Origin of the sequence: Campylobacter sp. JMF_15 NE4 (assembly GCF_027737645.1) — a bacterium.
GTDB lineage: Bacteria > Campylobacterota > Campylobacteria > Campylobacterales > Campylobacteraceae > Campylobacter_B.
This window is the reverse complement of record NZ_JAOVTY010000001.1, coordinates 632,577-652,918: the sequence shown is the minus strand read 5'-3', so window position 1 is coordinate 652,918 and position 20,342 is coordinate 632,577. Positions and strand designations below refer to the sequence as shown.

24 protein-coding genes and 1 other RNA gene are annotated in these 20,342 nt (G+C 38.9%); 18 read left to right on the top strand and 7 right to left on the bottom strand.

What is annotated here, in order from left to right; genetic code table 11:
• The first annotated feature begins 27 nt into the window (after nucleotides 1-27).
• From OFN98_RS03350 to mrdA, 12 genes are all read left to right on the top strand, one after another.
• The gene (locus tag OFN98_RS03350) at nucleotides 28-855 is read left to right on the top strand and encodes a hypothetical protein (RefSeq protein ID WP_270874583.1); all 828 of its coding nucleotides are present in this window, start codon (nucleotides 28-30) and stop codon (nucleotides 853-855) included.
• A 2-nt stretch (nucleotides 856-857) separates the two neighbouring features.
• Nucleotides 858-980, top strand: a complete 123-nt coding sequence (locus OFN98_RS03345; protein WP_270874584.1) for a hypothetical protein — start codon at nucleotides 858-860, stop codon at nucleotides 978-980.
• Nucleotides 977-1,894: a hypothetical protein gene (locus OFN98_RS03340; RefSeq protein WP_270874585.1), complete on the top strand. Its 918-nt coding sequence runs from the start codon at nucleotides 977-979 to the stop codon at nucleotides 1,892-1,894. The genes OFN98_RS03345 and OFN98_RS03340 overlap by 4 nt, the downstream gene beginning before the upstream one ends.
• Before the next feature lies 1 nt (nucleotide 1,895).
• Entirely contained in the window at nucleotides 1,896-2,033 is a 138-nt protein-coding gene (locus OFN98_RS03335; protein ID WP_270874586.1) for a hypothetical protein, read from the top strand.
• 9 nt (nucleotides 2,034-2,042) lie between these two features.
• A complete protein-coding gene (locus OFN98_RS03330) occupies nucleotides 2,043-2,267 on the top strand; it encodes a hypothetical protein (protein ID WP_270874587.1) in 225 nt (74 codons plus the stop codon).
• 96 nt (nucleotides 2,268-2,363) lie between these two features.
• Nucleotides 2,364-2,852, top strand: coding sequence for a KdsC family phosphatase (locus OFN98_RS03325; protein ID WP_270859426.1), 489 nt, complete (start codon nucleotides 2,364-2,366; stop codon nucleotides 2,850-2,852).
• Nucleotides 2,843-3,373, top strand: coding sequence for an LPS export ABC transporter periplasmic protein LptC (lptC, locus tag OFN98_RS03320; RefSeq protein ID WP_270874588.1), 531 nt, complete (start codon nucleotides 2,843-2,845; stop codon nucleotides 3,371-3,373). The genes OFN98_RS03325 and lptC overlap by 10 nt, the downstream gene beginning before the upstream one ends.
• The gene (gene lptA / locus OFN98_RS03315) at nucleotides 3,337-3,852 is read left to right on the top strand and encodes a lipopolysaccharide transport periplasmic protein LptA (protein ID WP_442867878.1); all 516 of its coding nucleotides are present in this window, start codon (nucleotides 3,337-3,339) and stop codon (nucleotides 3,850-3,852) included. Before lptC ends, lptA begins: the two co-directional genes overlap by 37 nt.
• Nucleotides 3,849-4,487, top strand: coding sequence for a GTP-binding protein (locus tag OFN98_RS03310; RefSeq protein ID WP_270859428.1), 639 nt, complete (start codon nucleotides 3,849-3,851; stop codon nucleotides 4,485-4,487). Before lptA ends, OFN98_RS03310 begins: the two co-directional genes overlap by 4 nt.
• A complete protein-coding gene (locus tag OFN98_RS03305) occupies nucleotides 4,484-5,083 on the top strand; it encodes a GNAT family N-acetyltransferase (RefSeq protein ID WP_270874589.1) in 600 nt (199 codons plus the stop codon). Before OFN98_RS03310 ends, OFN98_RS03305 begins: the two co-directional genes overlap by 4 nt.
• Complete coding sequence (locus OFN98_RS03300) at nucleotides 5,050-5,538, top strand: hypothetical protein (RefSeq protein WP_270859430.1); 489 nt, start codon at nucleotides 5,050-5,052, stop codon at nucleotides 5,536-5,538. The genes OFN98_RS03305 and OFN98_RS03300 overlap by 34 nt, the downstream gene beginning before the upstream one ends.
• On the top strand, nucleotides 5,535-7,355 hold the full coding sequence (gene mrdA, locus OFN98_RS03295) for a penicillin-binding protein 2 (protein WP_270874590.1): 1,821 nt from the start codon (nucleotides 5,535-5,537) through the stop codon (nucleotides 7,353-7,355). The genes OFN98_RS03300 and mrdA overlap by 4 nt, the downstream gene beginning before the upstream one ends.
• Nucleotides 7,356-7,577: 222 nt before the next feature.
• Here mrdA and OFN98_RS03290 read toward each other — a convergent pair whose 3' ends face one another.
• On the bottom strand, nucleotides 7,578-8,390 hold the full coding sequence (locus OFN98_RS03290; protein ID WP_270874591.1) for a tetratricopeptide repeat protein: 813 nt from the start codon (nucleotides 8,388-8,390) through the stop codon (nucleotides 7,578-7,580).
• Nucleotides 8,391-8,475: 85 nt separating this feature from the next.
• Between OFN98_RS03290 and rnpB the strand changes: the two genes are divergently transcribed.
• Nucleotides 8,476-8,802: RNase P RNA component class A (gene rnpB, locus OFN98_RS03285), an RNA gene on the top strand.
• 563 nt (nucleotides 8,803-9,365) lie between these two features.
• On the opposite strand, the gene OFN98_RS03280 is transcribed toward rnpB, so the two are convergent.
• Together OFN98_RS03280 and rsmH are read right to left on the bottom strand one after the other, a co-directional pair.
• A complete protein-coding gene (locus OFN98_RS03280) occupies nucleotides 9,366-9,743 on the bottom strand; it encodes a hypothetical protein (protein WP_270874592.1) in 378 nt (125 codons plus the stop codon).
• 128 nt (nucleotides 9,744-9,871) lie between these two features.
• On the bottom strand, nucleotides 9,872-10,807 hold the full coding sequence (gene rsmH / locus OFN98_RS03275; protein WP_270874593.1) for a 16S rRNA (cytosine(1402)-N(4))-methyltransferase RsmH: 936 nt from the start codon (nucleotides 10,805-10,807) through the stop codon (nucleotides 9,872-9,874).
• Nucleotides 10,808-10,870: 63 nt separating this feature from the next.
• Here rsmH and OFN98_RS03270 point away from each other — a divergent pair, with 63 nt between their 5' ends.
• The 4 genes from OFN98_RS03270 to ftsZ all read left to right on the top strand — a co-directional run bounded on the left by OFN98_RS03270 (nucleotide 10,871) and on the right by ftsZ (nucleotide 15,575).
• A complete protein-coding gene (locus OFN98_RS03270; protein ID WP_270859434.1) occupies nucleotides 10,871-11,437 on the top strand; it encodes a class II aldolase and adducin N-terminal domain-containing protein in 567 nt (188 codons plus the stop codon).
• Between the two features lie 127 nt (nucleotides 11,438-11,564).
• Nucleotides 11,565-13,022 carry a peptidylprolyl isomerase gene (locus OFN98_RS03265; protein WP_270874594.1) on the top strand — a complete coding sequence of 486 codons (1,458 nt, stop codon included), beginning with the start codon at nucleotides 11,565-11,567 and terminating at the stop codon, nucleotides 13,020-13,022.
• Entirely contained in the window at nucleotides 13,015-14,394 is a 1,380-nt protein-coding gene (ftsA, locus tag OFN98_RS03260) for a cell division protein FtsA (RefSeq protein WP_270874595.1), read from the top strand. Before OFN98_RS03265 ends, ftsA begins: the two co-directional genes overlap by 8 nt.
• Nucleotides 14,395-14,414: 20 nt before the next feature.
• On the top strand, nucleotides 14,415-15,575 hold the full coding sequence (gene ftsZ, locus OFN98_RS03255) for a cell division protein FtsZ (RefSeq protein WP_270876600.1): 1,161 nt from the start codon (nucleotides 14,415-14,417) through the stop codon (nucleotides 15,573-15,575).
• Nucleotides 15,576-15,854: 279 nt separating this feature from the next.
• Here ftsZ and OFN98_RS03250 read toward each other — a convergent pair whose 3' ends face one another.
• The 3 genes from OFN98_RS03250 to OFN98_RS03240 all read right to left on the bottom strand — a co-directional run bounded on the left by OFN98_RS03250 (nucleotide 15,855) and on the right by OFN98_RS03240 (nucleotide 17,680).
• Nucleotides 15,855-16,295 (bottom strand): hypothetical protein, encoded by a 441-nt coding sequence (locus OFN98_RS03250; protein WP_270874596.1) that lies wholly within the window; start codon nucleotides 16,293-16,295, stop codon nucleotides 15,855-15,857.
• A 179-nt stretch (nucleotides 16,296-16,474) separates the two neighbouring features.
• Nucleotides 16,475-16,783 carry a heat shock protein transcriptional repressor HspR gene (locus OFN98_RS03245; RefSeq protein ID WP_270866408.1) on the bottom strand — a complete coding sequence of 103 codons (309 nt, stop codon included), beginning with the start codon at nucleotides 16,781-16,783 and terminating at the stop codon, nucleotides 16,475-16,477.
• 9 nt (nucleotides 16,784-16,792) lie between these two features.
• On the bottom strand, nucleotides 16,793-17,680 hold the full coding sequence (locus OFN98_RS03240) for a DnaJ C-terminal domain-containing protein (RefSeq protein WP_270874597.1): 888 nt from the start codon (nucleotides 17,678-17,680) through the stop codon (nucleotides 16,793-16,795).
• A gap of 166 nt (nucleotides 17,681-17,846) precedes the next feature.
• Between OFN98_RS03240 and OFN98_RS03235 the strand changes: the two genes are divergently transcribed.
• Nucleotides 17,847-19,259 (top strand): DegQ family serine endoprotease, encoded by a 1,413-nt coding sequence (locus OFN98_RS03235; RefSeq protein WP_270862406.1) that lies wholly within the window; start codon nucleotides 17,847-17,849, stop codon nucleotides 19,257-19,259.
• 116 nt (nucleotides 19,260-19,375) lie between these two features.
• Here the strand turns inward: OFN98_RS03235 and OFN98_RS03230 are convergent, their stop codons facing one another.
• Nucleotides 19,376-20,341: a methionine ABC transporter ATP-binding protein gene (locus OFN98_RS03230; protein WP_270874598.1), complete on the bottom strand. Its 966-nt coding sequence runs from the start codon at nucleotides 20,339-20,341 to the stop codon at nucleotides 19,376-19,378.
• Nucleotide 20,342 lies beyond the last annotated feature (1 nt).

Below are 20,342 nucleotides of genomic sequence, written 5' to 3'. Positions count from 1 at the left end.
CGTAAATTTGAAATTTAAAGGATAAAAATGAAAAGGTTATTTTTTGTGATACTGTGCGTCGGGTTGTGTTTAAGTTCTACTTTATTTGGAGAGAATTTGAACGAAATACAAAAGCAAAATTTAAACATAAATGATGAAAATCAACAATATTTTGATAAATTTCACGAAGCTATACAAAATAAAAATTATCAAAAAATGCAAGAAATTTTAAAAATAAAACCAAATTTAATAAATTTAAAAGATAAAAGTGGCGCAAATTTACTACTAAAAAATGTGCTTGAAACAGACGCTTGTGATAACGAAATGGCAAATTTTCTGCTAAAAAATGGTTTAGAGATTACTGTGCCGATACAGCTTGTAGAATTAGAATTTTGTGTTTTAATGCAAACAGCTTCAATCGAGTTAAAATATGAAAATACAAATAATATTTTTAGGCTAGGACTTACACCAGACATAATGAAAAACTATTTGAAATTACATGGTGTAAATAGTGATTATTTAGCTAATTATCTCCACGATGACGAAGAATTGTTTTTACTATTTTTAGAAAATAATTACTTTGAATTTGGTGAAAATTTCGACGAAATAAAGAATTTGGCATTTGATATTATTGGATTTGTTGAGCAATCAAGTGGCGGCAAGTATCACAAAGACAAACCAATTCCAAACGAAATTTTAGATTTTGTCAAATCTGAAAAATACTCCAAATTTCGCGACAACAAATTAAAAATAATGAATAAAATTTTAGACAAAAAGCCATTAAATGAGCTGAATAAAGGAAATAAATTTTGGCTTGAACTGCTTTATAAAATCACAAACGATGAAAAAATAAAAGAAATTTTAATAAAAGGATAAAAATGGCAGACAAAAACGATTATGACGAGGGAAGAGAGGCTGGGCGCTGGCTTGGTTATATGTTTGGTTATAGAAAAGCGGGTAAAAAAAGTGGCGTAAATTTGAAATTTAAAGGAAAATTATGAAACACAAAATTTTAATTTTATTATTTTTGATTTTTGGTTTAAATACTATTCTGTTTGGGGAAAATTTGGATAATAATTTTAGTAAAAAAATCGAAAATTTAGTTTTGAATTCTAGTTATTATGAAATCGTAGATTATTTTTCTAAAAACAAAGGAAATTTAAATTTAAATCATGAATTTTACGATGAAGATAGTATTCAATCTGAAATTTTATCTTATTTAAACTTTCGCTTTTTAAACGATAGTAATACGACTGAAAATAAAAAAATTTATGATTTTTTTATTGGTGCTGGACTAAATATTAACTCAAATTTTAGAGTAATAAAAAACAAAAAAGAACATTTTGTTTCAAATCTGATGAGTATATTATCTGGCTTTAAAAATGAAAAAAGACAAATTGAACTCATTGATTATCTAATGTCAAAAGGGCTTGATATCAAAGCTCCGTGTTATTTCGACAATGAACGAGTAAATTTATATGCACCAGTCGTAGTGATAAGTGAAAATTTAACTCCAAAACTTCTAGAAATATTTGCAAAAAATAAAGTAAAACCACATAAAGCACTAGAATTACTTGCAAATTTATTGGTTGAAAAGAAAATGAATACTTTTATGCAAAACAAAGATATGTCTGGCTTTAAACACTTTTTAAAAAGCAAAAATTACCAACTTACAAGAGAAAAATACAAGGAATATATTCAAATAATTTTTCAAAATTATTCTATTGAGGATTTTGATGAGCAAGAATTGGCATTTATAATGAGTGTGTTTGTGGGTGCGGATGATACTGAATTTATAAAATTCGTAGCGGATGCTGGGCTTATAAAAAATGAAAAACTTCGCACAAAATATTTAAATAGCGCAAAAAATAATGGCGTAAGTCAAGAAACAATAAAAATTTTAGAAGGAGAATAAAATGGGAAAAATGTATGATGTAGAGGAAAATGAAAATTTTATGATTACTACCGATGAATTATCGTTTTTTTGCAATGAGAATTGTAAAAAATTATTTGCACAATCAATGGAATTTACGCTAAAATTTAGCGAAATTTAAAGGATTAAAATGCAAACAACTCTTGCTTTGGCATTTCTTGGATTTTTACCACTTTTATGGTTATTTTCGCTTTGTTTTTTGATTTATTATATTTTTAGATTTGCGCGCACGCCGAATTTTAGCGACCAAAGAGCGTATTACAAAAGGCGAATAAAAAGTGCGCTTTGCATTTTTGCGATAATCTTGCCGATTTTGTTTTGTTTGGTTTATATTTTTTCGATTTTTATTTATTAACCAAAGCTTTAAAATTTTACTTTAAAATGGCTGTTTTATAAGCAAAATTTGGCTAAAATCATTAGTTTTTAAATTTACGAAATTATGGGAAAATTTATGATAAAAATTATTTTTTTAGATGTCGATGGTTCGCTCACTGACGGCGCGCTGTATCACGCAGAGAGTGGCGAGACGATGAAGAGATTCGATGTCAAAGACGGCTTTGGGATCCAAGAGTGGCAAAGGTGCGGTCTTTACGCTGCCATAATCACGGGCAAAAGCTCGCAAATCGTGGCAAATAGGGCAAAAGAGCTTAAAATTCCTTTTGTTTTTCAGGGTGAAAAGGACAAATTTGGCAGAGCTAGCGAAATACTTGCGGAGCTCGGGCTCGATTTTAGCGAGGCTGCGGCGATTGGCGATGATTTAAACGACGCAAAACTGCTAAACGCTGTTGGCATGAGCTTCAAGCCAAGCGACGCGCTAAATTCGCTAAGGGCTGATTATACGCTAAATGCGCGTGGCGGGCACGGAGCGGTGCGCGAGATGATTGAAATTTTAGTCGATAAAAACAATATGCGAGAGATTTGGAACTCTAAATGGTTATAAAAATTTTCTATGTCGTAATCGCGATTTTTAGCGTCGCTATGGTGTTTTTGAGCGTGCAAACTCCGTATTTCGAGGAGATGTTTAAGGAAAATTTAAATCTCTCAAATCTCGAAATGCAAGGCGTGAGAGATTATCAAGTGGGCGAGAAAATCACTGGCGAATTTAGGGCGAAAAACGGGATTCGCTACAAAGATCGCGATGAATTTTACGAATTTGACGCTGTGATAATAGACGATATAAATCACACAATTAGCTCAAATTTAGCCATTAAAAAGGGCGATAATATCAAATTTAGCGGTTCGGCGCATTACCGCAACAGCGACGAAATAGATTACAAATCCGAGCAAATCACCTACAATCTCAAAAACAAAATCGTTCGCTCAGATGTGCCATACACCCTCACTCAGGGCGAAAACAAAGTAACTGGCGAAAAAATCAGTTACGATACAAAAAATAAAAAAACAAACTCAAAAGGAATTCACGCATGGTATTACACGCAGGACAAAAATTCATCAAATTAGCGATTTTTTCATCACTTTTGGCTTGTATGAGCGCATTTGGCGCACCTGAGCTAGTCGAGGTTACGGCGGATAATTTTTTCGCTGATGAGGTCAAACAAATAAGCACCCTAACGGGCAATGTAAAGATAAAAAAAGGCTCGTATGATACGCTAACTTCGGATAAGGTTACGATTTATTTCGACGCCAAAAAGCAACCCACAAAATATGTCGCCACAGGAAATGCGAAATTTAAGGTGCTAGTAAATGACAAACATTACGACGGTCAGGGTGCGGTGCTGACATACACCCCGGGCGCTGAGACATACACGCTCGAAGGAAACGCGCATTTGCACGAAACTGAGACCAAAAAAGAGGTCTTTGGCGAGCAGATTGTGGTCAATCGCACCAAAGGCACCTACGAGGTCAAATCCGCGCCAAATGGCGGCGCTGGCAAAAAGCCTGTGAGATTAATCTTTCAAGTAGAAGATCAGCAAAAATGATAAACATAAACGACGCGAAATTTATAACTTCCGCCGCAGGGATTGCCGATAGCCCAGAGTTTGCGATGAGCGAGGTGGCGTTTTTAGGGCGCTCAAATGTGGGCAAATCCAGCCTGATAAACGCTCTAACTCAGCGCAAGGGGCTAGCCAAATCAAGCTCGACGCCGGGCAAGACGCAACTTGTGAATTATTTCGAAGTAAAATTTGGGCAAAAATTTAGCGAAAATGAAAAATTTGATGAAGCTTTGGCAAATTTAGGCGAGAATTTTTCGCTTATGTTTGTGGATTTGCCGGGTTTTGGATATGCAAAAGTGTCGAAAAAAATGCACTATATCTGGCAGAAAAATTTGGACGAATTTATCAAAAACCGCCCAAATATCAAGCTTTTTGTCCATTTGATAGATTCGCGCCAATTCGATTTGGATATTGATAGAAATTTGCGCGAGTATGTGGAGAGCTTTTTGCGGGGCGATCAGCAAATTTTGCGCCTTTACACGAAAGCTGATAAACTAAATCAAGCTGGGCGCGCAAAATTGCTTAAAAGCGATCCTGGCGCACTTTTTGTTTCGACGCTAAAAGGTTCTGGCATAGCCAAAGCGCGCGAATTGATCATAAAAAAGGCGTTTGGACTATGATAGTGCTAGAAAAACCGCGTCTGTGCGATATAGGCGCAATGCAAGAAATGATAAAAGCCGAAGTCGAAAGCGGTGTGATTTTGCCCAGAAGCGACGATGAGATCGCCACATATATCCGCTCATACACGCTAGCGTATGTCTGCGATGAGGCGTGCGCCAAGCCAGAAAACACTGAGCCGAAATTTGATAGCGAAAATTTAGGGGCAAATTCTAGTGAAATTTCAAATCAAAATTCCCAAATTTGCGCCTCTTACACGCAGTATTTCGCCCAAAAACCACAAAACGCCGAGCTTGCAGGATATGCGTCTTTGAAAATTTTCAATGCTGAACTTGCAGAAATTCGCTCTTTTGTCGTTTCGCCGAAATTTCGCAGGCGAGGAATCGGCTCGAAAATCGTCAAAGCCCTGCTAGACGAGGCGAAATTTTATGGCTTAAAAAATGTCTTTGCGCTAACTTATCAAAAGCATTTTTTCGAGCAAAACGGCTTTAAAGAAATCAGCAAAGACGAGCTTCCAGCCCAAAAAATTTGGGCAGATTGTATATCTTGCAAAAAGTTTCCAGTATGCAACGAAGTCGCGGTAATTTATACCTTATAGTCGATTTTGCCCTGAGTTTTGGCGTCGCGTTTTATCTGCTTTTAAGCGTGATGTATCGGGGACTGCCACCGCTTTTGGGGTTTTTTTTCGTGACTTTGGTGGTGCTGAAATTCGAGCATGAAAACAAATTTAAAAAATACAATTTCACTTACTATTTTGCGATTTTTTATCTATTTTGCGCCGAGCAAATTTACGGATTTAACCTATTTAGCATTGCGCTAGCTTACATTATTTTTTACACTTTTATCTACGAATTTAGCCTGCGAAATATCAAATTCCGCAACTTTTTGCTGGCTTTGTATGTGCTGATCGCTTATGCGCTGATTTTGGGGGTAAATGGCGCGATTTCGTATATCAAAAAAGCTGACGCTATGAGTGTGGGAAGCGAGTATTTAAGCTATATCGTGGTCGATATTTTGCTTAGTTTGCTCTTTTTCAAGGGGCGATTTGTATGAGATTAAAATTCGTCTTTTTCTTTGTTTTGGCGTTTTTTACCATGCTTTTGGTTAGGGTGTATTATCTAGCTATCAAATCAAACGAATTTTACGAGCAAATCGCCAAAAACAATGTCGTCTCGACCGAGTATATCCCGCCTGTGAGGGGACAGATACTAGACGCCAAAAACCGCCCGCTAGCGATTAATAATATCGGATTTTCGCTTTTGATCGCGCCACATTTAAAAGATAGCGCGCTGGACGCTGAGCTAGCAAATATCAGCAAATATTTCGCGGATTTAAACACCACGCAAATGCGCAAAATTTACAAGGACGAAAACTCGGTTTATAACCAAAATTTTATCGAAGTCGTTAAATTTTTGGATTACAACGAAACAATCACGCATTTTGCGAATTTGAATCTGCATGAAAATATCCGTGTCGAGCCTGCTTCGCAACGCTACTATCCGCACAATCATCTCGCCTCGCATATCATCGGCTATGTCGGACGCGCGAATAAAAAAGATATCAAATCCAACCCCCTCTCAGCCCTTACTGGATATAACGGCAGAAGCGGCGTGGAGGGGTATTATAATGAAATTTTGCAGGGCAAAAGGGGCGAGCGCAAGACTAAGGTAACCGCGCTAAATGAGGTTGTCGAGGAGATTTCATACGAGGAGCCAAGCAGTAGCGAGATTTCGCTGACGATTGATTTGGAATTCCAAAGATATTTAGAGGAAATTTTCAAAGACAAAGACGGCGTGGCGATCGTGATTGATCTCAAAGACGGCGCGATACTGGGTGCTGGAAGCTTCCCTGAGTATAATCTAAACACCTTTGTGGGTGGAATTTCGCAAGCCCAGTGGGACGAGCTAATCAAAGATCCGCGCCACCCATTTACAAACAAGCTTGTAAATGGCCTCTATCCGCCAGGCTCGGTAATCAAAATGGCTGTTGGAATGAGCTTTTTAAACAGCGGCAAGATAAATGAGAATTGGAGCGCGTTTTGCGGTGGTGCGATTGAGCTTGGTGGGCGCAGATTTAGGTGTTGGAGTAGTGGAGGGCACGGCAGAGTGAGCCTAGTGCAGGCTATCAAAAGTAGCTGTGATATATATTTTTACGAAGGCTCGCTGATCGTGGGGATTGATTATATGTCAGCTTACCTTAACCGCATGGGATATGGCGTGAAAACGGGCGTGGATTTGCCGAACGAATTCGTAGGCACTGTGCCAAATAAGGCGTGGAAAATGCAGAAATTCAAACGCCCATGGTATCAAGGTGAGACCGTAAATGCCTCAATCGGTCAAGGCGATGTGCTAGTAACGCCTATGCAAGTAGCCAAAAACACAGCCCAAATCGCCACAGGCAAGGCGATAATCCCGCATTTTTTAAAGAGCATTGACGGCGAAGAGATTAGCTTCGAGCCGGGCGAGCTTTTCACCCCAGCTGAAAAAAACCAACTCCCGCTTGTAAGGCGCGGTATGTATGAGGTAGGAAACAACCCAAACGGCGGAACTGCGTATAAAATCATGAAAGACGCTGTCGTCCCGCTCGCGGTCAAAACCGGCACCGCGCAGGTCGTAGGACTATCGCAAAAGACAAACAAACGCCTAAAAGAGTCGCAAATGGATTATTTCCACCGCTCGCATGCGTGGATGACGAGCTTCGGCCCGTATGAAAACCCAAAATACGCCGTTACGGTGCTAGTCGAGCATGGAGGCGGTGGCGGAAGTGCCGCTGGTCCTGTGGTCAAAAAAATCTTCGAAAAACTCGTGGATATGGGCTATATCGACACAAACGCCACGGCAAATTCTACGCAAAATTCAAAGAAAAAGTAGAATTAAAATTTCAAATTTCTTGCTGACGCAATCCTTAAACACTGCGCCGAAATTTTAAAATTTGCAAATTTTGCTTTTGGTGTCATTGCGAGAATTTTGCGTAGCAAAATTCGTGGCAATCTACAAAGCTTAAATTAAAAGTCAGGCAAATGGCAAAATTTCGCAGAATTTTAAATTTCTGCGAAATTTTAAAATTTTTGCAACGCTCTTGTTGCAAGAAAATTACAGCTTTTGTTTTATTTCAGCTATGAGTTGTTTTATGAAATTTGCGCTATCGATATCGCCTAAACTCTCATATATATTTAGGGCTTTTTCGCAGCTTTGCAAGGCTTTGCTATACTCATTTGCTATAAGATATGATTGCGCTAAAATCTCATAAGTTGCACCGCTAAGTTTATTATCTTTATCTGATATGTCATTTTGCATTTGAAGCACTTTTTGGCAGTATTTTATCACATTGTCATTATCTTTTATCCGAGAATAATCCACCGCTAATGAAAAACAAGATTCTATAATATCCCTATCGTTCTTATCTAAAATCATCTCTTGCAAATCAAGAGCTTTTAGTTTATATTTTATGGCATTATCAAAATCTTTGGTGAGTGAATAAGCCGCTCCTAGAAAATCATAAGTATTTGCGATTTGTAAATCATCTTTTTTAGGGTTTCCCTGCTGCGCTTCAAGCGCTTTTAATCCGTATTTTATAGCGCTATCGTAGTATTCAAGCGCTTTTTCACTATTTCCTAGATCAGTATAGCACTCTGCTAGGTGAATATAAGAGTGGGCGATACTTGCTAGGTAAATATGAGAGATTATGTTTGAGCCTGAGCGAGGCTTGTCAAGGATTTCTTTTCGTATATTAAGTGCCATTTCAAAGCATGCTAAGGCATTATTGTAATTCCCAGATTTTTTGTTACTCATGCCTATATCATCGTAAGCGTCAGCGGTGGCAGGGTGGTCTAGTCCAAATGCGTCTATTGCCCTTTGTATTTCTGCTCTGTGTAAGTATGAGAGTTTTTTTAATAAATTGTTCATTTGCTATCCTTTTGTAGTGAAAATCTAATATTAGCATTTTTAGGTTAAGAAATAAAATTTAAGCATAAAAGGCTATAATTGCGCTTCGGCGTGGCGAGCGGTCGCTTGTGATAAACAAGAGGAAAGTCCGAGCTGCAATAAGACAGAGTTGCGTCTAACGGACGCCGTGGGAAACCATAGGGAAAGTGCAACAGAAAGCAAACCGCCATAGCGTTCGCGCTATGGTAAGGGTGAAAGGGCGGGGTAAGAGCCCACCGCGCGCATGGAGACATGGGCGGCAGTGCAAACCCAACTCGCAGCAAGAATAGAAGGTAAGGTCTTATGAGATACTATTCGCTAGAACTGGTTTGCAAAAACCAGTGTAGATAAATGACCGCACAGACAGAACTCGGCTTATAGCCACGCCTTTCATTTATTTTTGCAAAATTTCCACAATAATAGTAGTAAATGTAGTTGAATTTGTCATTACGAGCGAAGCGAAGCAATCTATGAGTTTAAAATTTAGAGTTCGCAAATTTGCTATCACTGCGAGAAGTTGTTTTTTATAGCGACGAAGCAATTCGGTAAAATTTAAAGTATGTTTTCTGTTTAAATTTTGCGCCACATTTGTCATTGCGAGCGAAGCGAAGCAATCTACGAGTGTAAAATTTAGGGTCAGTTTGTTTGCTAAAATTTTGAAATTTACGGAATTTTATAAATTGTGCGAATTTATCGTTCGGTGATTTTAGCTCGTAGATTGCCACGAATTTTGCTAACGCAAAATTCTCGCAATGACAAATCAAACAATTTTAATTGCTCGCAATGACAGATTAAAGGTTATGGAATTTTTCTGGATTGCACGCCTAGTAAAACAGCTTCTCAAAATGGCAAATCAAAATTTCGGGGCAGTGTTTCAAACTTGCGGTAGCGAAATAAATTTAAAATTAATCACATAAATTTTTTGTTAGTTAGTGCGTTAGTTAGCCAAAATGGGCGTTAGTTTGGTTGGTCATCGAGATTGACGGCATCGATGATCTCTTTTTTGAAGCGCAAAAACTCGATATTGTTTTTAAGCGCGCGGTTTTCTTCGAGTAGGACCTCGTGTTTGGTGCGAAGCTCTGCGATGTCGCGCGAAATGTAGTAAATCTCGTTTCGGATAAAAATCGCCGGCACGGTTAGCAAAAACACGAACATCATTATCAAATAGGTCATCAAAAGTTTGTTCAAGGATAAATTTACCTCTTTGAAATTTGTGGTTTGGTAGTTTTGTAAAATTTGGTTTTGTTCGTCGCTGATATATTCGCTCGTCTTGGGCGTGGATTTGGTCCTGTTTGGGACGGAATTATTTATGATAAAATCATATTCGTTATTCAAAATTTTCTCCATTTAAATTTTAAAATTTTCAAAATTCGAAAAATTATAAGTAAAATTTAGCATAATATTTTACACAAAATTTTGCTTATAATTTTTAATAAAATTTTACTAAAATAGTCTAAATTTGGCTATTTTATCTGAAAAATTCTCAGCTTCGCACTACTTGCGCGAGAATTTTGTGCTAGCTCTTCACTGCTAGCGGTGATTGGCTTTTTGCTTATGATTTTGCCTAGATTGTGGTTAGCTCCACACTCACATTTTAGTGCAAATTCTGGGCAAATACACGCTTTTTCCCACTCTTTAAAACGCGTTTTTACGATACGATCTTCGAGCGAGTGAAAGGAGATTATAGCAATTTTTGCATTAGTTAAGACTTTATTTTTTGCTTTTTGTTCGATTAAATTTAAAAGCTCGCCAAGCTCGCCAAGTTCGTTATTTACCTCTATTCTGATTGCCTGAAATGCGAGGATTGCTGGGCTTACGCTTCTGTTTTTGGCGGGTTTAGTGCCAATGATTTGCGCCAAATCTTTTGCGCTCGTAATAGGTGAGAGTTTGCGTGCTTGGATAATTTTTTCAGCGATTTGATATGCGTTTGGTAGCTCGCCATATTCGCGCAAAATCCGTGCAAGCTCATCTTTTGTATAATTATTTACTATAAACTTCGCGTCTTTTGAGCAGGAGCTGTCCATACGCATATCTAGCTCGTCGCTTCCTAGCCCAAAACCCCGCTCGTTTTTGTCGATTTGAAGCGATGAAACGCCGATATCGGCTAAAATTCCCCTTATGTTTTTTATTTTTTCATCTGGCAAAATTTTTAAAATTTCGCTAAATTTTGCCTTATGGATTTGCACGCGATCTTTGAAATTTTCTAGCCTTTTACTTGAAAAATTTATCGCCTCGCTATCCCTATCGCATGCGATTAAATGGACATTTGGTAGGCTTTGCAAGATACCTTGGCTATGTCCTGCGTATCCTAGGGTGCAATCAAGTATGTATCCGCCCTGGGTATCCGAAAATGCGCTAAGTGTTTCGTTAAATAAAACTGGAATATGAGGAATTTGCAAACTTAATCCTTTTAAAATTTCTAGTTTAGTATAATAGCGCATTTTTTAGGTAAAAGGTAAAAAATGGACGAGTATTATTACGAAATTTTGCGTAGAATTTCGCTTTCGATGTTTAGAAAGGAGCTTTTTGGCATTTTTCACGGCTCGATTTCAGCCAAAGTTAAGGATAATCAATTCATTATCAACAAAAAAAATGCCATTTTTGACAGCCTAGGCTTGGACGATTTCGTGGCGTTGTTTGCCAAAAAGGACTATCGCTGGGAAGAGGCGAGTATAGATAGTGATATACATTTAAATATATATAAAAATATTAAAGAAGCAAAATTCGTTGCTTACGCTATGCCGCCGTATTTGCTTGCATATACCTTAGAACACGACTTTATCATACCGCGCGATTATTATGGTGCGACTATCATCAAACGGCTTGAAATTTACGATCCGAAAAATTACGATGATTGGCACGATAGGGCACCGCACGAAATTTACAATTATATGATGAGCGAAAATAGTGATATCATCGTGGTTAGGGGATATGGCGTGTTTGCGTATGCTAGAAGCGCACAGAGCCTTGCGAAAAAAATCGCGGTTTTGGAAAATAGTTGCAAAATGCTTTTACTCAACCATAATTAACTTTTTTGTAAAAAAATGTTACTAACGCGTTATAAAATGACAAAAATGCCTATTTTTCAGTGTTACATAAGGTTTTTATCTGTATAATACTAACACATTTTGTTAGTTGATTAAAGGGAAATAATTTATGATCAATTGGATGCAAAAGCATAAAAAGTCGCTCATACCTACTATCTGGATTAGCACGATAGCTTTCGTCGGTGCTGGTTTTGTGGGCTGGGGCGCGTATGATATGAACGCAAACAGAGCTGGTTCTATCGCCAAGGTAGGACACATTTCTGTTACTAACCAAGAACTAAATACGAAATATTCTGAGCTTTACAATCGTCTTTATAGCATGAGTGATGGCAGATTTACTAGGGAGCAAGCCGATCAAATGCACCTAGACGAAATCGCTGCAAACGAGCTTATTAAAGAGGCATATTTTTTAAATTTCGCTAACGATTTGGGGTTAAGGGCTACGGAAAAAGATGTGGCCCAGTTTGTGGTAAATGCGCCAGCCTTCCAAGAAAATGGCGTTTTTAATCAGACTTTATACGATAACAGCGTCAAAAATTCAGGTCTTACCAAAAAAGAATTTGAGCGAAATTTACAAAAAGCAATCACGCTAGAAAAGCTTAGCGACGCGATAAAAGTCGTGCCAAATATGGATATCGTCGAGGCTATCACGGCCTCTGGTTTGGTGCAAGATAGCGTGCAAGCGCAGATGATTTACGCTGATGATAATGTTAGTTTTAGCGACGATGAGTTAAAGAAATTTTGGGAGGGGCAAAAAGATCACTATATGAGTGAGAAAAAATACACCCTTAGCACATACTTTATGCCGACTAAAACAGCAGAGGCTAGCGACGCTGAGCTGGAAAAATTTTATAACGAAAATCGCTCGGCGTATCGTGGAAGCGATGATAAGGTGTTAGATTTCGCCGCAGCAAAAGATAGCGTGATAAAGGATTTTAGCGTCGATCAAGCCAAAAAAACAGCGCTAAAAAAATATTTGGAAATCAAAAAAGGCGAAGCCGATACCAATGAAACCATTATCGCCACGCCTAGCACATTTCCTGTGGATGAGCTTGGAGAGGCTAAGGTAGGTGAAATTTTAAAACCTTTTGCTTACAATGACGGAAATTTAATCGTAAAAATCGATAGCATAGACGAGCCAAAACCTCTTAGTTTCGAAGAGGCAAAAGAGTTAGCGGCGGCTGATTACCGCGTGGTTAGGGCTAGCGAGGTTTTAAACGAAAATGCGCAAAACGCACTTAAAGATTTCAAAGGAACCCAATTTGGCAAATTTACGCTAAATTCACAAAATACAACTTCGCTTAGAGATGATGAATTTTATAAATTTATCAGCGAAATGTTTTCTAAACCTGCCAAAGAGGGCGTTGTGCTTTTTGACGATAAGGCTTTGGTCTATAAAATCACAGAACAAAGCTTAGGCGATGATACTAGCATAAACGAAAACAAATCCATGGTAGCGCAAAGAATCGACGGTATGATAAATTCAAATCTTCAAGGCGATTTGTTAAAACTTCTTGAAAAGCGTTATAAACTCGAAAGATATTATAAAGGTAGAGATAGTGAGTGAGTATATCTTAGGCTTAGACATCGGGTCTAACAAAATTCGTGCTTTAATAGCCAAAAATGACGGCGAGTTGAGCATTAGCGGAGTAGGTGTAGCTGATACCTTAGGTATAAAAAAGGGTGTGATTACTAACATCGAGCAGGCTGCTAGCTCAATCAAACAAGCTGTAAAAGGCGCTATCAAAAGTGCTGGTCGCAACTACGATAGAGCGGTGGTTTCGATATCTGGTTCGTATGCCAAAAGTGTCAAATCGCGTGGCGTAATCACTATGGAGCGTGAGATCGGTATCCACGAGATAGATCGCGCTATGAAGGTAGCCCAAGCGCAAGCCAATGTCCCGAACGACTATACTATTTTGCATGTGCTTCCTTATGATTTCAAAATCGACGAGCAAGAGCATATAGAAGATCCTCTTGGCATGAGTGGATCGAGGCTAGAAGTATCGGTTCATATCATAATCGCTCCAAAAAGCTCAATCCAAAATTTGAAAAAATCAGTAGAAATGGCAGGGGTAAAGGTTAGCAATATAGTCTTATCTGGCTATGCCTCATCTATTTCTACGCTAACAAAAGATGAAAAAGAGTTAGGCGTAGTGCTTATCGATATGGGTGGAGCGACTTGCGATGTGGTTATTCACCTAGGCAATTCGTTGCGTTATAACGATGTGGTTATGTTAGGTTCGAATAACATCACTAACGACCTTTCTCGCGCGCTTCACACACCGCTACCTTATGCAGAAAATATAAAAATCACATATAATGATTTGATAAACGAGGGCGACAGCGAGGTAAATTTGCCTATCATGGGTGAAAGGGAAGATGAGAGCAAGTTGATTTCCCTTGAAATTATTTCGCAAGTAATATTAGCAAGAGTTAAGGAAATTTTCGATCTTTTAGCCGATAAAATAGATAAAAGTGGCTACAAAGACAGGCTTGGTGCTGGCGTAGTCATCACTGGCGGTATGGCTAAGCTAGATGATGTTAGAGATCTAGGCACTATGGTTTTTGATAACATATCTGTTAGAGTAGCTAGACCAAAGAGCGTTAGTGGGCTTTCTGAGATTTCTTATGATAGCGCTAATGCTTGTGCGGTTGGACTTTGTATGTATGGATTTGGAGATTTTACGCCGTATGAGATTGATTCTAACGGCGAGCTTCGTTACAAAGACGAAACTATAAAAATCTCTACGAGCAGAGAGAGTTCGACATACTATGAAAAAGAAGTAACGCAAGCGATAGAAACAGAAGAGGTAAAAAGCAGTGTTACTAACACTAACACTATGGCAAATAACGGCGGGCTGGGCATTGGGCTTCCAGAGAAAAAGAAGCCAAATATGTTGGAAAAATTTATGACATTTATTAAAAATAGCTTTTAAATTTAATAGAGGAGATTGCAATGAAAGGATTTATTGTGGAAGAAAACAAAGGTGTTTATGGCGCCAAAATGAAAGTAATCGGCGTCGGCGGCGGCGGTTGCAATATGATTAATCACATGATTAGAGAGGGCTTTACTAAGGCTGATGTCGAGCTTATGGTAGCTAACACAGATGTTCAAGCACTAGAAAAATCAATCGCAAAAACTAGAATTCAGCTTGGACCAAATTTAACCAGAGGGCTTGGTTGTGGTATGGATCCTACTATGGGTCGTGGCGCTGCTGAGGAGAGCTATGAGGATCTAAAAGATCGCCTAGATTACGCTGATATGGTCTTTGTAGGCTCTGGTTTTGGCGGTGGCACAGGCACTGGTGCGGCTCCAATCGTAGCAAAAGCTGCTAAGGAGAAAAAGGCCCTAACAATCGGTATCGTTACAACTCCGTTTGATTTCGAGGGTAAAAAACGCATGCGCCTAGCGCAAGAGGGCTTGGAAGAGCTTAAAAAAGAGTGCGATTCTGTAATCGTAATCCCAAATCAAAATTTATTGAAAATCATTGATAAAAAAACAGGTATCAAAGAGGCTTACAAAAAGGTCGATAATGTCCTAGCCCAAGCTGTAAATGGTATGATTTCTGTGATTTTAGAATCAGGCGATAGCGATATGAATGTGGATTACGCTGATGTTCGCAAGGTAATGCAACACCGCGGTATGGCGCTAATGGGCACAGGTGTATGCGACGGCGAGGACGCAGCAGAGGAAGCGATAAAAGCAGCTATTCAATCACCGCTACTTGATAATGTTTCAATCAACGGCGCACAAGGCGTTTTGGTTCATTTCAAAATTTCACCTGATTGCTCGCTTATCGAAATCGAGTGCGCTATGAATATCATCAGAGAGGCTGTCAGCGAGGACGCAGATATAATCTTTGGAACGACAACAGATGATAGTATCGAAAACAACCGCGTAGAGGTAACTCTGATAGCTACTGGCTTCGAAAAGAGCGCCGCTGAAAAAAAGCAAGTAACTAAACAAAGCGTCGCTGATAGCAGACAAGCTATCCTAGAAAAATGCGCTAGAAGCTCATTTTTCGCTAAACAAAAAGTAGCTAGTGGCGATTTCAACGGCGATGAAACTTATGATGAGTTAGAGGAGCCGACATTTTTACGCAAACAAATGGATTAATAATCCTTTAAAAGCAATTCTTCTATTATCGGTGCGCACCCCGCGCACCGGTTTGATTTAGATAAATTTTAAAATTTAGAAAATTTTATGAGCCTTTTGTGATATCTTTAAATACAGTCGCGATGCGATTTTTTATATTTTTGAGATTTGAATTCCTAAAAACACCATTAAACCTAAATTCTAGCCTTTATTAAACTAGTATTTGTTAGGTTTAAATATATCAAATTTGCTTGTAAATTTGATAATACCAGCGATATTATTAAAAATAAATTTATAAATTTAGTCATTTCTTAAACCTAAAAATTTATCATTTTCTATAATTTTCTGTATATCATCTTTATTCCAAGTGTCTTTGGTTATTCTAATATATGTTGGTATTTCAAGGTCGCCTTTTTTTACAAAATATTCCGTATCGCCACAAGGATAATAAATTTTGCACCATATATCATCACAAGTTTGGATAGGAATAATTTTAGCTATGCCAATAAAAGACAAATCATTACTAGCGATTTTAAAATCGCTATTTTGTTTTATATAAACTTTCTTGTATTCTTTAAGTTTATACAAAGTTTTTTCATTTATTGTAATTTGGCTAAAATATTTACCGCCACATTTACTCAAAAATCTATTATTGTATTCAAATAAAAATTTGTTATTAAAAGGATTGGCACATCCAAAAAAAACAAAACAGATAGTAGCAATAAAATAAATTTTATTCATTTTTATCCTTTATGTTATTTATAATATTTTTATAATCTGGGCTCCAAATATGTTCGTATAAAATAGGAATACCACTCCAACCGCCATAATCTTTGCTTTTCCAACTATTTGGATTAAAAATAACAAGTGGATTATGCACTGGGTTATTTTGATTATTTACTGAATAAAATTTATAAATTTCAAATCTCCCCGCCGAGTTCTAAAATTTTCCCACGCAAAATTTCGATCTCTTTTTCGTATTCGCTGATTTGATCTTGCAGTCTAAAAATCACATCCACGCCCGCTAAATTCACGCCGAGCTCCTTTGTGAGATTTACTATCATACGGATTTTATCCATATCGCGCGCCGAATACAGCCTCATTTTGCCATCCGTCCTGCCCGGCTTGACTAGCCCCTCGCGCTCGTATTGGCGCAGGGTTTGAGGGTGGATATCTAGCACCTTGGCTACGATTGAGATTAGATAAACCGGCTCGTCATAATCGTGCATATTCTCTCCTTATAAGCTTTCTAATGCCTCGCGAACCTCGTCGCTTAGGCTATCGGCGTCTGGCAAGACGATATTTACTACGGCGTAGAGGTCGCCTAAAATTTTGGTTTTGTGGTTTTGCACGCCATAGCCTTTGAGGCGGTATTTTTGGCCGTTTTTGGTGTTTTTGCTGATTTTAATCGTGGCTGTTTTTTTGGGTGTGGCGACCTCGATTTTGCCACCAAAAAGCGCAGTTTTTAGCGGGACATCGATTTTTTTGCTCAAATCATCGCCGTTGCGCTCATACTCAGCGCTTGGCGAAATTTTAATCTCCAAAATCAAATCCCCGCTTTGCTCGCCGTTTGAGTTGCCTTTGCCCCTAATGCGCAGTTTCTCGCCTGTGTTGATTCCTGCTGGGATTTTGAATTTCACATTTTCTCCGCCTAAATTTATACTCATTTCTCCGCCATTTATCGCGGTGTCGAAGGGGATTTCGATCGCGCTGTGCTTGTCTAAATCCGCGCCAAATCCGCCGCTAAACCCAGCACCGAATCCAAACGGATTAAACCCGCCACCAAAATCAAAGCCCCCGCGTGAGCCCTTCGCGCCAGAAAAACCGCCAAAAATGCTGTTTAAAATGTCGTTTAAATCGCCCATGCCAGCCGAACCCTTGGCGAAATCGTGGAAATTTTGACCGCCAAACATAGAATCGCCGTATTGGTCATACTGAGCGCGTTTTTTCTCATCGCTTAAAATTTCATACGCTGCATTGATTTCTTTGAATTTTTCCTCTGCGCCGGGGTCTTTGTTGATATCTGGGTGATACTTTCTAGCAAGCCTGCGATAGGCTTTTTTAATCTCGTCAGCACTAGCTGATTTGCTAATGCCGAGAGTCTCATAAAGGCTAGAATTTGCCATTTTTCCTTCCTTTTTTTCTTAAATTTTATATTGATTATATCATAAAAGTTTAGTCTATGTCAATCAAGTTTAATATATTTTGTTTATAAATCTTGTAATTACATTAAACAAATATTAGCCCTAGAAATTTATAATTGCACGAAAATTTTATTCAAAAGGAATTTAAATGAAAAAAACCATTTTGCTATCTTTGGCACTTAGCGCTTCGCTTTTTGGCGCGAATATCGATATCAGCGAGGCTGGCGCGAAATTTGATCGTGTAAATCCTGAGTTTAGCAAGGATGTCGTTCTCTCATACCACAGCTCGATTGCCGAGGCGAAAAAATCTGTCGTAAATATCTCGACCAAATCAAAACACAAAGTCGCAAACAACCCAATGGCGGAGATGTTTAACGATCCGTTTTTTAAGCAATTTTTCGATTTTAACCTGCCTAGACAAGAGCGCGAGGTCAGCTCTTTGGGATCTGGCGTGATTATCTCAGATGACGGATATATCGTCACAAATAACCATGTCGTCGAAAACGCCGATGAAATCGTAGTTACACTGCTCGATAATGACAAAGAGTATAAAGCCAAGGTCGTAGGAACGGATTCGAAAACCGATTTGGCGATTATCAAAATCGAGGAAAAAAGGCTATCTGCGATTAAATTTGCTGATTCGTCAAAGGCTGTGGAGGGCGATATAGTGTTTGCTATCGGAAATCCATTTGGCGTGGGTGGCACGATTACGCAAGGAATCGTCTCTGCGCTAAATAAAAATAATATCGGTCTAAATCAATACGAAAATTTTATCCAAACAGACGCTTCGATAAATCCTGGCAACTCAGGCGGTGCGTTAGTCGATAGCCGTGGCGCGCTCATTGGTATAAACTCAGCGATTTTAAGCAGAAGTGGCGGAAATAACGGCATCGGATTTGCAATCCCGTCAAATATGGTCAAAGATATCGCCAAAAAGCTCATTAGTGACGGCAAAATCGAGCGCGGATATATCGGCGTAACGATTAGCGATATGTCAAAAGAGCAAAAAGAGATTTACAATAGCAAAGAAGGTGCGCTGATTTCGAGCGTGGAAGAGGGCTTGCCAGCGGATAAAGCGGGCATTAAAAGGGGCGATTTGATTATAAAAGTCGATGACAAACCTGTCAAAAACGCAAACGAGCTTAAAAATTTGGTCGGCTCGATGAATCCGGGTAGCAAGGTCGAAATTGAGTTCGAGCGCGACGGCAAAAACCAAAAAGTAACCCTCAAACTAGATAGTATGGATAAATCATCTAACGCCGGTAGCTCAAATGTCGATGAGGGCGCATTAGAGGGGCTAAGCCTTAAAAATCTAGATGATGAAATTCGCTCAAAATATGCGCTAAATAAAGATCTAAAAGGCGCAATCGTAACAAATGTAAAAGCGGATTCAAAAGCTAGCGAGTATGGGTTTAGAAAGGGCGATATAATTATCCAAATCGGTCAAAACGATGTCGAAAATATTGATGATTTTAACAAATATATCAAAGCTTACAAAGGCAAAAAAGTCCTAGTTTGGGTTATTAGAAACGGTATCCCGCAAGGTCTAGTAATCCGCTAAATTTGGCAAATTTGGCAGGGCTTAGGCTTTGCCAAATTTTCACTTGGCGAAGTCAAATTTCAAACGACTTCGCCGATTTTATTTTTTTTATTTTAATTATAATTTTTTGGGAAAAATTATTTCCTCTCCACGACCTCGTAAATCACGCCCTTTTCGCTGATATATTTCTCCACGGCTTCGAGTTGGGTTGGTAGGACATTTATCACGAGCGAGCCCACGACGCTTTTATCCAGGCGCTCTAACTTACCCCAGACTATATTAAAATTTATGCCAAGCTCGTGCGCCATGTGCGTGATAATGCTATCAAACGCGACATCTGGCGGGAAAAACAGCCTTACATTTATATTATTTGGCGGTAGCACTTCCTCTTCGCCTAGGAATTCCTTCATATGCTCATCAGGGTGCAAAAACAGCTCCACGATATCGCCAGAGCCCACGACGACGCCGTGTTTTAGGAGCATAGCGCGGTTGGCTATGCTTTTGACGACCTCCATTTCGTGCGTTACCAAAACTATCGTAATGCCAAGCGAGCGGTTTATTTCTTTAAGCAAATTTAAAATTTGCGTCGTGGTGTTTGGATCAAGCGCTGAGGTCGCCTCGTCGCTAAGTAAAATTTGCGGTTTTAGCGCCAATGCCCTAGCAATGGCTACTCTTTGCTTTTGACCACCGCTAAGCTCGCTAGGATAGGCGTTTGCTTTATCTTTGAGTCCGACTAGTTCGAGTAGTTCGGCCACGCGCTCTTTGATATATCCTTCCTCAAATTTCCAAAACCTAAGCGGAGTGGCGACATTTTCGGCGACTGTTTTTCGGCTCATCAGCGCGAAATGTTGAAAAATCATACCGATATTTTTGCGAAATTCGCGCACTTCATCGCCTTTTAAATCCGCCACCTCTTTGCCAGCGACTTTTAGACTGCCACTTTGGTAATTTTCTAGCCCATTTATACAGCGAAGCAGGGTGCTTTTGCCTGCGCCACTTTGTCCCACGATAGCGAAAATTTCGCCTTTTTTGATCTCGGCGCTGACACCTTTTATGATTTCGGATTTTCCGAAACTTTTATGCAAATTTTCGATTTTTATCACT